Below are 10765 nucleotides of genomic sequence, written 5' to 3' on the forward strand. Positions count from 1 at the left end.
AAAGGAATCGAAGAATGAAAGCCGCCCTGATTTCCCCCCGTGCCCTCGTGATCGCGCTGGCCAGCGCCGGCGTGATCGGTGCCGTCGGCGCCGGGGCCTACACCAGTGCCCGCGCCGTGGGCGCCCCGGCCACCACCGCCGCCGTGGCCGCGCCGGCCGCGATGGTCACCTTGCCCGACTTCTCGACCATCACCTCGCGCGACGGCCCGGCCGTGGTCAACATCAGCGTGACCGGCACCGAGAAGGCTCCGGACGACGACACCATGGCGCAGCTGCAGGGCATCGACCCGGACGATCCGATGTTCCAGTTCTTCCGCCACTTCCAGGGGCAGATGGGACCGCGCGGCCAACAAGCGCAGCGCGCCGTGCCGGTGCGCTCGCAGGGCTCGGGCTTCATCGTGGACCCGAGCGGGATCATCATGACCAACGCCCACGTGGTGAAGGACGCGAAGGAAGTCACCGTCAAGCTGACCGACCGCCGCGAGTACCGCGCCAAGGTGCTCGGCGCCGATGCCAAGACCGACATCGCGGTGCTCAAGATCGACGCCAAGAACCTGCCCGTGCTCGCGCTGGGCAACACCAAGGACCTGAAGGTCGGCGAATGGGTGCTGGCCATCGGCTCGCCCTTCGGCTTCGAGAACACCGTGACGGCCGGCGTGGTGAGTGCCAAGGGCCGCTCGCTGCCCGACGACAGCTATGTGCCCTTCATCCAGACCGACGTGGCCGTGAACCCCGGCAACTCGGGCGGGCCGCTGCTCAATGCGCGCGGCGAGGTGGTCGGCATCAACTCGCAGATCTACAGCCGCAGCGGCGGCTACCAGGGCGTGTCGTTCGCCATTCCGATCGACGTGGCCGTGCAGGTGAAGGACCAGATCGTCGCCACCGGCAAGGCCACGCATGCGCGCCTGGGCGTCGCGGTGCAGGAGGTGAACCAGGCCTTCGCCGATTCGTTCAAGCTCGACAAGCCCGAGGGCGCGCTGGTCTCGAACATCGAGAAGGGCGGCCCCGGCGACCATGCCGGCCTGAAGGCGGGCGACGTGATCCGCAAGGTCGACGGCCAGGCCATCGTGTCGTCGGGCGACCTGCCGGCCGTGATCGGCCAGCAGGCGCCGGGCAAGAAGGTCACGCTCGAGGTGTGGCGCCAGGGCGAGCGCCAGGAGCTGCAGGCCAAGCTGGGCGACGCGAGCGACAAGCCGGCGCAGGTCGCCAAGGCCGACAACACGGCGGGGCAGGGCAAGCTCGGCCTGGCGCTGCGCCCGCTGCAGCCGCAGGAACAGCGCGCGGCCTCGGTCGACGGCGGCCTGCTGATCGAGGACGTGGCCGGCCCGTCGGCGATGGCCGGGGTGCAGGCCGGCGACGTGCTGCTGGCGATCAACGGCACGCCGGCCAAGAGCCTGGAGCAGGTGCGCCAGGCGGTGGCCAAGGCCGACAAGTCGGTGGCGCTGTTGATCCAGCGCGGCGAGGACAAGATCTTCGTGCCGGTGCGCCTGGGCTGACCGAGCAGAGCGCGCTCAGGGCAGCGCGCAGGGCCAGTCGAGCGACACGCGCGTGCCGCCGGCCTGCGCGTCGGCCCGCTCGATCTGCAGCCGCGCCCCGATGGCCTGCGCCCGCGAACGCATGTTCGCCAGGCCGTGGCCGCCGGGGCGTTCGTTCGCCGGCAGCCCGCGGCCGTTGTCGGTGAGCACGATGCGCACCAGCGGCGGCGTCTGCTCGCCGTGCCAGCCCACATGCATCACGATGCGCGTGGCGCCGGCGTGCTTCAGCACGTTGGTGAAGGCCTCGAGCAGGATGCGCTGCAGCTGCAGCGCGGCCTGCGCGGCAAAGGGCGCGAGCGTGGGGATGAGGGCGACGTCCCACACCAGCTCGATGCCGGCCGCGTCCAGCCGGGGTTGCAGGCGGTAGCGCAGCGTGGCCAGCACGGTGGTCAGGTCGTCGTGCATGGGTTGGAGCGAATCGACGGCCATGCGCATCTCGTCGAGCGCCAGCTTCACGTGCTCCTCGACCACGTCGCGGTCGGGCGCAGGCTGGTTCACCACGTTGAGCAGGCCCACGAGCTGCGAGCCCACGCCGTCGTGGATCTCCCGCATGATGCGCTGGCGCTCCAGCAGCACGGCCTGTTCCTCCTGCTGCTTGCGCACGGTTTCGAAGGCGCCGCGCAACTGCTCTTCGCGCTCGGCCACGCGCGCGGCGAGGTTGGCGTTGAGCGAGCGGTAGTCGGCCACGGTGCGGCTGTAACGCTCCACCACGAGGCCGGCCAGGATCATCACGAAGAAGAAGATCGCGTGCGAGGTGAGCGTGTAGTAGGCGCCGCCGAACAGGCCCATGCGCACCAGCAGCAGGTCGTGCGCGCCGGCCAGGATGGCCAGCGTGCCCGCCGCCATCAGCACGCCCGCGATGCGCCGCCGCGCCACCAGCGCGCCGTGCACCACGTAGGGCAGGCAGATGGTGCTCGTGACCTGCAGGATCGCCAACCCGGTCGTCCAAAGCGCCGGCAGCGCGAAGGCGAAGGAGGCGCAGGCCAGCACCACCGACAGCGCCAGCGCCCCGTAGATGGAGCGCACCAGCCACGGCGGGTTGCGGTCGAGCACCAGCAGCACGAAGCGCGCGATCAGCCCGATGTGGCAGGCATAGCAGACCGCCACCACGGCGCCCCACAGCGGCCAGGGCACGGGCCCTTCGGTCAGCACGCGGTCGAGGTTGCGCGCCACGCCCGAGAGCGCAGCCAGCGCGAAGCAGCCGTAGAGCGCGTCGCGCTGGCGCAGCCACAGCCCGGCGGCCAGGCCGCCCATCAGCAGCAGGCTCACGGCGTAGACGATGGCCGAGGTGTTGCGCCAGTTCTGCTGCGAGCGGTGCAGCGGGGCCAGCGAAGCCTCGGGGCCGTAGAGCACGCTGGCCAGCCCGCCGCCGCGCTGGCGCTGGATGGTGGCCTGGATGAGCAGCTCCTGCGGCTGGCCGTCGCCGCGCCGCAGGGCGGCGGCCAGCGGGATCAGCAGGTTGCCCTTGCCGGCGTCGTAGGCCGGGTCGCCGAGCACGCCGTAGTTGGCAACCAGCGCGCCGTTGAACCACACCGCGGCCTGATTGCCCAGGCCCGACATCAGGAGCGCCTGGGCGTCGCCCGCACGGGCGGCGTCCGGGGGCAGTGCGATGCGGTAGCTGGCCTTGCCGCCACGCCCCGGAAACTCGTGGTCCCAGCGAAAGGGCAGCGCCACCTGCCGCACCTGCATCGGCAGGCCGTCGGGTTCGAGGCTGGCTTCGGCCCAGTCCACGTCGGTGGTGCCCGGCGGGGTGGCGGCATGGGCGAAAGGGGCTGCGAGCACCAGCCACAGCAGCAGTTGCAGCACGGCTTGCATGCGGGAAAAGAAGGGGCGGCTCACGCGGCTAGGAAAGCCGGCCTGGAGGGCGGGTCGCCAACACGGCTTCCGAGGGTGGGGGCGCATCCAGCTTGCCGTAGATGTTTCTGATGTGGGTTTGAACCGTCGATGCGGAGACTCCCATCTGCGCGCCGATTTCGGCATAGGTGAAACCACGAGACACCCGGTCGAGCACTTCGGCCTCGCGCGACGAGAGGTGCCCGGGCGCGCCGTCGGAGGCCTGCCAGCGCCGCAGCAGCTGCCGCGCGATGCCCGGCGGCAGCGGGGAGCCGCCGGTGCCCAGGTGGCGCAGGTGCGCCGCCAGGTCGGCCTCGGTGCCGTCCTTGAGCAGGTAGCCGCGCGCGCCGGCCTCGAAGGCCTGCACCATGTGGGTCTCGTCGCCGAAGATCGTCAGCACCATCACCGCGCAGGCCGGCTGCATGCGGCGGCACTGGCGGATCACCTGCAGGCCCGGGTGGTCGGGCAGGCCGAGGTCGACCAGCAGCACATCGACCGGGTTGTCCGTGAGCCAGTTCAGGATGTCGACCGCGTTCGAGGCGCTGAAGGCCAGCGCCAGCGCGGGGTCGGCGCCGATCACACGGGCGATGCGCTCGCGCATGCCGCTGTCGTCCTCGACCACGGCGACCTGGGTGGCGGTCAGGGGCATGGCGGGCTTCCGCAGGCGAGACCGAGGCCGAGGCGCATGGGCAGATCCGTTTCCGTTCGGAGGTTGCAGGTGCCGCAAGCCTATCGGCCGGTATCGGGCGAGCCCATCCTATAGACGGGGGATGGAGGTACCCTGCCGGCGCGCGATGGTGTCCAGCCGTGTCGCGACGCGCGCCACGTGCTGCACCAGTTCGGGAGGCGACTCGATTTCGATGTCGTGGCCCAGGCAGCCCAGCCACACGGCCAGCGCGTCGAGCGAGCTGGCGCCGGTGACGACGCGTGTGCGGTCCGCGTCGAGGGCTTCGGGCACGCCGCCCACCCAGCCCAGGTGCGGTTCCAGCGCCGCGAGCGGGGCATGCACGATCACGCGCGCGTGGTGCAGGTAGGGCGAGACCTTGAGCGCGTGTTCCATGTAGGCCTCGACGTCGCCCAGCGGCAGGCGGCGCGCGGTGAAGCGCGCACCCGTGGGTTCGGCATCGACGATGCGGTCGAGGCGGAAGGTGCGCCAGTCCTGACGCGCCGTGTCCCAGGCCAGCAGGTACCAGCGCTGGCCGGTCTGCACCACGCGGTGCGGCTCCACGGTGCGCGCCGTGGCCGTCTGGTGGTGGTCCTGGTAGCCGAAGCGCAGTTCGCGCCGTTCGGTGCAGGCCTCGGCGAACATCGACACCGCCTTCACGCGCACGCCCGACTTGCTGCGCATCACCGGCACCACCGAGGCGCGCACGCTGCCCAGGCGGCGCTGCAGGCGCGGCGGCATCAGCTGGTCGAGCTTGGCAAGGGCGCGCATCGAGGCGTTGCCGATGTCGCCTTCGCCTGTGCCGGCATGGCCGAGCGCCAGCGCCACCGCAATGGCTTCTTCGTCTTCCAGCAGCAGCGGCGGCAGCGCGCTGCCCGCGCCCAGCCGGTAGCCGCCGGCCACGCCCGAGGTGGAGTCGACCGTGTAGCCGAGGCTGCGCAGCCGGTCGACGTCACGGCGCAGCGTGCGCTCGGTGATCTCGAGGCGCTCGGCCAGGGCGGCGCCGGTCCAGGCGCGCTGGGCCTGGAACAGCGCGAGCAGGCGAAGCAGGCGGGCGGAAGCGGACAGCATGGGCCGCATCATGCCTGCGATCGAGGACAGAATTTGTCCGCAATGGGTCGTAGCCTTGGCTTTCCTCCACTCGTTTCCACGGACACCGACCATGAAGAAGACCTATCACGGCAGCTGCCATTGCGGCAAGGTGCGCTTCCAGGCGCTCATCGATCTCGCCGCGGGCACCGGCAAGTGCAACTGCTCGATCTGCATGAAATCGCGCGGCTGGGGCGCCATCGTCAAGCCGACCGACTTCACGCTGCTGTCGGGCGAAGAAGACCTGTCGAGCTACCAGTTCGGCTCGTTCAGCGCCGAGCACCTGTTCTGCCGCCATTGCGGCGTCAAGTCCTTCGGGCGCGGCAACGTGCCGGAGATCGGCGGTGCGTACGTCAGCGTGAACGTCGCCTGCCTGGACGACGCGACGCTCGAAGAGCTGTCCACCGCGCCGGTGCGCTACATGGACGGGCGCCACAACAACTGGTTCGAGGTGCCGGCGGAGGTGCGCTATCTCTGAGATGACCGATGGCCCCACGCTTTCGGCTGAGAATGCCCGTTGCTTCACCTGCTGCGAACGACACCAATGAACGACGAACTCGAAGCCCGCATCCGCTCGGGCCAGGCGCTGTCCGAATCGATGGGCAACTTCCACGTGACCGGCTGGGACGCCGAGCACAAGACGCTGAAGGCTGCCTTCACCGTGCGGCGCGAGTACTGCCACACGAACGGCACGATCGCCCAGGGCGGCTTCATCACGGCCTGGCTCGACGCCGCCATGGCCCATGCGGTCATGCACGACACCGAGCAGGCGCAGACGGTCTTCAGCCTGGAGATCAAGGTGAGCTTCTACGAGAAGGTCGGCCCTGGCGAAGGGCGCGTCGAGGGGCGCGTGATCCGGCGCGGGAAGCGCGTGGCGTTCCTCGAAGCAGCGCTCTACAACCCCGATGGGAAGCTGGCGGCCGAGGCTACGTCGACCGGGATACTGGCGAGCCTCTAGGCCTGCCTGACCTGGGCCTGTATTTCCCGGATCACCGCCTCCTTTTCCCGGTTGTAGACCTGCGGGTTGGCCGGGTCGATGCCGTGGGCGCGGTCCTTGGCTTCTTCGTACTTCCTGCGCAGGTCGGGGCGCCGGTCGAGGACAGCCATGAACGCCAGCGAGTCCACGTGCACCGGGTCGCCGCGATGGCAGATGTGCAGGTTGAGGTTGAACCTGCGCCCGTCGTGCAGCACGGACGCGCAGACGTAGGGCTTCTCATCCGTGTCGACCCACACGGGGCGGCGGTGAAACCCGAGGGCCTCGAATTCCGACTGGGCCGTGCGCAGGTTCTCGCGCTGCGTGATCGCCGCGATGTCGACCATCGGCTTTCCTCGCAGCCCGACGATGGCCGTGCTCCCGATGTGCACGAGTTCCACGCCTTCGAGACGCGCCTGCACGTAACGCTGCACCTGCGCGAACACCTGGGCATACGCCGGGTCGTAGGGCAGGATGTGGCGCTGGTCCAGGCTCTCGTCGAAGGTGAGGAGCTTCATCGTACGATGCGCGCGAGCCAGGCCAGCAGCACGGCCACGACTTCGTCGCGGTTGGTCTCGTTGAGCGTTTCGTGGCGCGCGCCGCCGAACACATGGCACGACACGTCGCGCAGGCCGGCGTCGCGGTAGCGCTGTACCAGCGGATAGAACCACTCGGCCTTGTTGCTGACCGGGTCCTGGTCGCCGGTGAACAGGTACAGCGGCAGCGCGGGGCGGATGCGCGTCTGCATCGCGCCGGGCGTGAGCTCGTCGAGGCTGGCGAACATGGAACCCATGCCTTCGGCCGACACCGTGAAGCCGCACAGCGGGTCGGCAATGTAGGCATCGACCTGGGCCGGGTCGCGGCTGAGCCAGTCGAAGGGCGTGCGCACGTCGGGCAGCGCGGCGTTCATGTCTTCGAGACGAAAGCCGCTTTGCAGCGCGCCGCCCAGCAGGTCGAGCGCCGTGGTGCCCGACAGCACCGCGCCCGACAGCAGCTCGCTGTGCCGCACCAGGTAGTACTGCGTGGCGAACGAGCCCATGCTGTGGCCGACGAGGATCAGCGGCAGCCCGGGGTGCTCGGCGCGTGCGTGGCGGCTGAGCAGCGCCATGTCCTCCACGAGGCCGGCGAATCCGCGCGGGCCGAACTCGCCGAGCTCGTCGCGCGCGGCGGCGCCGGGGCCGTGGCCGCGGTGCTCGTTCGCGTAGACGACGTAGCCGGCCTGTGTGAGCGCGTCGGCCAGCGGCCGGTAGCGCAGCGAATGCTCGCCCATGCCATGCGCCAGTTGCACGATGGCGCGCGGCGCGGTGCCCTGCCAGCGGTGGGCCTCCACCGGATGGCCGTCGTTGGCGGTCAGTTCGAAGTGGGTCTCGGTGCTCGGCATGCGGGGTCCTCCAGGGAAGTGGATCTGCATCCTAATCGTTGACGGCCCGCAGCATGGCCTTGCGCAGCCACGCCTGCGCCGGGTCCTTGTCGGTCACTGCGCGCCAGGCCATCCGCAACTGGTAGCTCGGGCTGTCGAAGGGCAGGGGCTCGCAGCGCAGGCCGCTTTGCGCCGACAGGGCCAGCGCCACATGCTCTGGCACCGTGGCCAGCAGGTCGGTGCCCGCCAGCACGGCGGGCAGGCTGCCGAACTGCGGCACCGAGAAGAGCACGTCGCGCTGGCGTCCGAGTTCGCCCAGCGTTTCGTCGACGGTGCCGCACAGGTCGCCGGCATAGGTCACGAGCAGGTGGCGTCGGCGGCAGTAGTCGTCGAGCGACAGCCTGCCGGGCGCGGTGTCGGCCCGGAGCACGGCAAAACGCGCGGTGCGGACCTTGCGCACCTTCGCATCGGCGGGCAGTTCTTTCAGGAAGGACATCACCGCGCTGACGCGGCCCTGATCGAGGTAGCGCATGGCGTTGCGGTAGCAGACGGTGAGCGTCACCAGTTTGGCGCCGGGCACTTCGGTGCTCAGGGCGCGCAGCAGGCGAGGCAGCATCGCAATCTGCAGGTCGTCGGTCAGGCCGATGCGGAACACCGGCGCGGCGCGCGCCGGTTCGAAGTCGGCCTGCGCGCGGAACGTGGCCTCGATCTGCGCAAGCGCGGGGCCCAGGCCCTGCATCAGGGCGAGCGCCCGTGCGGTGGGCTCCATCACGCGGCCCTGGCGCACCAGCAGCGGATCGCCCGTGAGATCGCGCAGTCGCGCGAGCGCATGGCTCACCGCGGGCTGGCCGAGGTTCAGCCGCTCGGCAGCGCGGCTGACGTGGCGCTCGCGCATGAGCGCGGCCAGCACGGTGAGCAGGTTCAGGTCGATGCGGTTGAGTTCGATGGGGTTCATCGGGGTCCTGGCGTTATCGATGGTGCGCATAGCGACTATCCCGCGAATCGATTTCCTTGATGACGCCGCGGCCTCTAGATTGAAGCCTTCGGTCATTCAAGAAAAGAAGGAGAGTTCTCATGAGCAGGATGGTTCGCTTCCACGCATTCGGTGGTGCCGAGGTGCTGAAGCTCGAAGAAGTCGCAGTGCCCGCGCCGGGCATTGGCGAAGTGCGCATCGCGGTGCAGGCCATCGGCCTGAACCGGGCCGACGCCTTGTGGCGCGAGAACCTGTACATCGAAGACGCGACGCTGCCGGCGGGGCTGGGCAACGAAGCCGCCGGCGTCGTCGAGGCGGTGGGCGAGGGCGTCGAAGGGCTGGGCGTGGGCGACAGGGTCGCGGTGCTGCCGGGGGCGAGTCAGGGGCTGTATCCGACCTACGGCGACCGCATCCTCTTTCCGGCCGCGCACGTGGTGCGGTATCCCGACAACCTGTCGGCTGCGCAGGCTGCGGGTGCCTACATGGCGTATCTCACGGGCTACTTCCCGATGTTCGAGATGGCGCGGCTGCAGCGCGGTCAGGTGATGCTCGTCACCGGGGCGTCATCGGGCACCGGCATCGCGGCGCTGCAGATGGCGCGCGTGGCGGGCATCGTCGCCATCGCGGTCACGCGCACGGCTGCCAAGCGCGACGCGCTGCGGGAAGCGGGCGCGACGCATGTGGTCGTGACGGACGAAGAAGACGTGGTCGAGCGCGTGCTGGCGCTCACCGAAGGCCGCGGTGTCGACCTGGTGTACGACGGCGTGGGCGGCGCGCAGGTCGAGCGGCTCGGCGACGTGGTCGCGCATCACGGCTGGTATGTGCTGTATGGCCTGTCGGGTGGCGCCGAATTCAGGTTTCCGGTAGTTGCGCAGTTCCGCAAGAGCTGGCGCTTCCACGTCTACAAGGTGCTGGAGCACACGGGGGCCGCCACCATGGGGTTGCCACGCGACGAGGCTGCATTGGGCCGCGCGCTGGCTTTCATCGATGCGGGCCTTGCCGATGGCTCGCTGCATGTGCGCATCGACCGGAGCTTCGCGCTCGACGACGTGGTGCAGGCCCATCGCTACCTCGAGCGCGCCGGGCACATCGGCAAGGTCGTGCTCGAGGTCTGACCGGCGCTCAGGCGGCGGATGTCAGCCGGTACCAGGCCACCCCGTCGTCGGCGATGTCGCACGCGATCTCGCCGCGGTGGCGCAGGTAGTTGAGGCAGGCCAGGCTTTCGCCGGTGGCCATGCCCAGCAACGGCACGTCGGATTCGGCGATGCTGCGCGCGAACAGGCTCGTGAACACATCGACCGCGCGCTTCTGCGTCTTCAGTGCGTTGCGCAAGCGGTCGAGCGAGCGCTCCTGTCCGTGCTGCAGCCGGTCGATGCGCGCATGCAGGCCGCGGAAGCACTCGTTGTGCGACGGCAGCACCAGCACGTCGTCGGGCACTTCGCGCTTGAGCTTGGCGAGCGACGCGAGCCAGTCGGCCATCGGGTCGGCGTCGGGTTCGACGGGCGAGACCGACACGTTGGACGAGATGCGGGGAAGGATCTGGTCACCCGAGATCAGCACCTTCAGGTCGGGGCAGTACAGGCACGCATGCTCGGGCGAGTGGCCGTTGCCGGTGACGACGCGCCAGTCGTGCGCGCCGATGCGCAACACCTCGCCATCGCGCAGGCGCCGGAAGCTGTCGGGCAGCGGGTGGATGTGCTTGCCGAAGTTGCCGAAGCGCGTGCGGTAGGTTTCGATGGCCGCCTCGCCCCAGCCGGCGCGGCGGTAGAAGGCGATGGCGTCGTCGGGCGCTTCGCGGCCGGTGTCGGACACCATCACGCGGCACATGAGGTATTCGGAGCGGGTCATCCACAGCCGCACGCCGAACTTGCGCGTGAGCCAGCCGGCCATGCCGACGTGGTCGGGGTGCATGTGCGTCACGAAGACGCGGGTGAGGCCGCGCGTGTCCGGCGAATTGGCGAACAGCTCGCGCCAGACCGCCACCGTTTCCTCGGTGCGCACGCCGGTGTCCACCACGGCCCAGCCGTAGCCGTCGTCCAGCGCCCACAGGTTGATGTGGTCGAGCGAATAGGGCAGCGGCATGCGGATCCAGTGGACCCCGTCGGCGACCTCGATCGACTTGCCGCGTGGCGGAAGCTGTGCAAAGGGATAAACGAGCTTGCCCTTGGCCGCTTCCGCCGACTCTTCCAAACCATCCATCGTGTTTCACCTCCAGAGGGATGAATTGTGAACCCGACCGGCATTCGGCCCGGGTCACTTCGAAGACGATGGACGGCCGCGCTTACTTGCGGCGCGGGCGGGCGGCGCCCGGCGCCGAGGTCTGCGACGGGGCGGCGCC

The 10765-nt window shown here is 69.9% G+C and carries 11 protein-coding genes; 4 read left to right on the forward strand and 7 right to left on the reverse strand.

Features of this window, described 5'->3' with window-relative positions:
• Positions 1 to 14: 14 nt before the first annotated feature.
• Positions 15 to 1496: a DegQ family serine endoprotease gene (locus tag VBO01S_RS19545; protein WP_062478110.1), complete on the forward strand. Its 1482-nt coding sequence runs from the start codon at positions 15 to 17 to the stop codon at positions 1494 to 1496.
• A gap of 15 nt (positions 1497 to 1511) precedes the next feature.
• Here VBO01S_RS19545 and VBO01S_RS19550 read toward each other — a convergent pair whose 3' ends face one another.
• From VBO01S_RS19550 to VBO01S_RS19560, 3 genes are all read right to left on the reverse strand, one after another.
• A complete protein-coding gene (locus VBO01S_RS19550; RefSeq protein ID WP_157627392.1) occupies positions 1512 to 3350 on the reverse strand; it encodes a sensor histidine kinase in 1839 nt (612 codons plus the stop codon).
• A 28-nt stretch (positions 3351 to 3378) separates the two neighbouring features.
• Positions 3379 to 4017 carry a response regulator gene (locus VBO01S_RS19555; protein ID WP_082818203.1) on the reverse strand — a complete coding sequence of 213 codons (639 nt, stop codon included), beginning with the start codon at positions 4015 to 4017 and terminating at the stop codon, positions 3379 to 3381.
• Positions 4018 to 4125: 108 nt separating this feature from the next.
• The gene (locus VBO01S_RS19560; RefSeq protein ID WP_062478143.1) at positions 4126 to 5103 is read right to left on the reverse strand and encodes a helix-turn-helix transcriptional regulator; all 978 of its coding nucleotides are present in this window, start codon (positions 5101 to 5103) and stop codon (positions 4126 to 4128) included.
• Between the two features lie 91 nt (positions 5104 to 5194).
• Between VBO01S_RS19560 and VBO01S_RS19565 the strand changes: the two genes are divergently transcribed.
• Together VBO01S_RS19565 and VBO01S_RS19570 are read left to right on the forward strand one after the other, a co-directional pair.
• The gene (locus VBO01S_RS19565) at positions 5195 to 5599 is read left to right on the forward strand and encodes a GFA family protein (RefSeq protein WP_062478114.1); all 405 of its coding nucleotides are present in this window, start codon (positions 5195 to 5197) and stop codon (positions 5597 to 5599) included.
• A gap of 66 nt (positions 5600 to 5665) precedes the next feature.
• A complete protein-coding gene (locus VBO01S_RS19570; protein ID WP_062478117.1) occupies positions 5666 to 6079 on the forward strand; it encodes a PaaI family thioesterase in 414 nt (137 codons plus the stop codon).
• Here VBO01S_RS19570 and VBO01S_RS19575 read toward each other — a convergent pair.
• From VBO01S_RS19575 to VBO01S_RS19585, 3 genes are read right to left on the reverse strand one after another with little or no spacing between them, the layout of a single operon-like run.
• Positions 6076 to 6612 (reverse strand): GrpB family protein, encoded by a 537-nt coding sequence (locus VBO01S_RS19575; RefSeq protein WP_062478120.1) that lies wholly within the window; start codon positions 6610 to 6612, stop codon positions 6076 to 6078. The two genes, VBO01S_RS19570 and VBO01S_RS19575, sit on opposite strands and share 4 nt — an antisense overlap.
• Entirely contained in the window at positions 6609 to 7475 is an 867-nt protein-coding gene (locus tag VBO01S_RS19580; RefSeq protein ID WP_062478123.1) for an alpha/beta fold hydrolase, read from the reverse strand. Before VBO01S_RS19580 ends, VBO01S_RS19575 begins: the two co-directional genes overlap by 4 nt.
• Before the next feature lie 31 nt (positions 7476 to 7506).
• Positions 7507 to 8409, reverse strand: a complete 903-nt coding sequence (locus VBO01S_RS19585) for a LysR family transcriptional regulator (RefSeq protein ID WP_062478126.1) — start codon at positions 8407 to 8409, stop codon at positions 7507 to 7509.
• Between the two features lie 119 nt (positions 8410 to 8528).
• Here VBO01S_RS19585 and VBO01S_RS19590 point away from each other — a divergent pair, with 119 nt between their 5' ends.
• The gene (locus tag VBO01S_RS19590) at positions 8529 to 9542 is read left to right on the forward strand and encodes a zinc-dependent alcohol dehydrogenase family protein (protein WP_062478129.1); all 1014 of its coding nucleotides are present in this window, start codon (positions 8529 to 8531) and stop codon (positions 9540 to 9542) included.
• A gap of 7 nt (positions 9543 to 9549) precedes the next feature.
• Here the strand turns inward: VBO01S_RS19590 and VBO01S_RS19595 are convergent, their stop codons facing one another.
• Complete coding sequence (locus VBO01S_RS19595) at positions 9550 to 10626, reverse strand: MBL fold metallo-hydrolase (protein ID WP_062478132.1); 1077 nt, start codon at positions 10624 to 10626, stop codon at positions 9550 to 9552.
• Between the last annotated feature and the right edge of the window lie 139 nt (positions 10627 to 10765).

It is taken from the genome of Variovorax boronicumulans NBRC 103145 (assembly GCF_001591345.1).
In the GTDB taxonomy this organism is placed as follows: domain Bacteria; phylum Pseudomonadota; class Gammaproteobacteria; order Burkholderiales; family Burkholderiaceae_C; genus Variovorax; species Variovorax boronicumulans.

What these genes read in the sequence shown, in the direction of transcription:
- VBO01S_RS19545 (WP_062478110.1), top strand. Translation starts at nt 15, where the DNA reads ATGAAAGCCGCCCTGATTTCCCCCCGTGCCCTCGTGATCGCGCTGGCC.
- VBO01S_RS19550 (WP_157627392.1), bottom strand. Translation starts at nt 3,350, where the DNA reads ATGCAAGCCGTGCTGCAACTGCTGCTGTGGCTGGTGCTCGCAGCCCCT.
- VBO01S_RS19555 (WP_082818203.1), bottom strand. Translation starts at nt 4,017, where the DNA reads ATGCCCCTGACCGCCACCCAGGTCGCCGTGGTCGAGGACGACAGCGGC.
- VBO01S_RS19560 (WP_062478143.1), bottom strand. Translation starts at nt 5,103, where the DNA reads ATGCTGTCCGCTTCCGCCCGCCTGCTTCGCCTGCTCGCGCTGTTCCAG.
- VBO01S_RS19565 (WP_062478114.1), top strand. Translation starts at nt 5,195, where the DNA reads ATGAAGAAGACCTATCACGGCAGCTGCCATTGCGGCAAGGTGCGCTTC.
- VBO01S_RS19570 (WP_062478117.1), top strand. Translation starts at nt 5,666, where the DNA reads ATGAACGACGAACTCGAAGCCCGCATCCGCTCGGGCCAGGCGCTGTCC.
- VBO01S_RS19575 (WP_062478120.1), bottom strand. Translation starts at nt 6,612, where the DNA reads ATGAAGCTCCTCACCTTCGACGAGAGCCTGGACCAGCGCCACATCCTG.
- VBO01S_RS19580 (WP_062478123.1), bottom strand. Translation starts at nt 7,475, where the DNA reads ATGCCGAGCACCGAGACCCACTTCGAACTGACCGCCAACGACGGCCAT.
- VBO01S_RS19585 (WP_062478126.1), bottom strand. Translation starts at nt 8,409, where the DNA reads ATGAACCCCATCGAACTCAACCGCATCGACCTGAACCTGCTCACCGTG.
- VBO01S_RS19590 (WP_062478129.1), top strand. Translation starts at nt 8,529, where the DNA reads ATGAGCAGGATGGTTCGCTTCCACGCATTCGGTGGTGCCGAGGTGCTG.
- VBO01S_RS19595 (WP_062478132.1), bottom strand. Translation starts at nt 10,626, where the DNA reads ATGGATGGTTTGGAAGAGTCGGCGGAAGCGGCCAAGGGCAAGCTCGTT.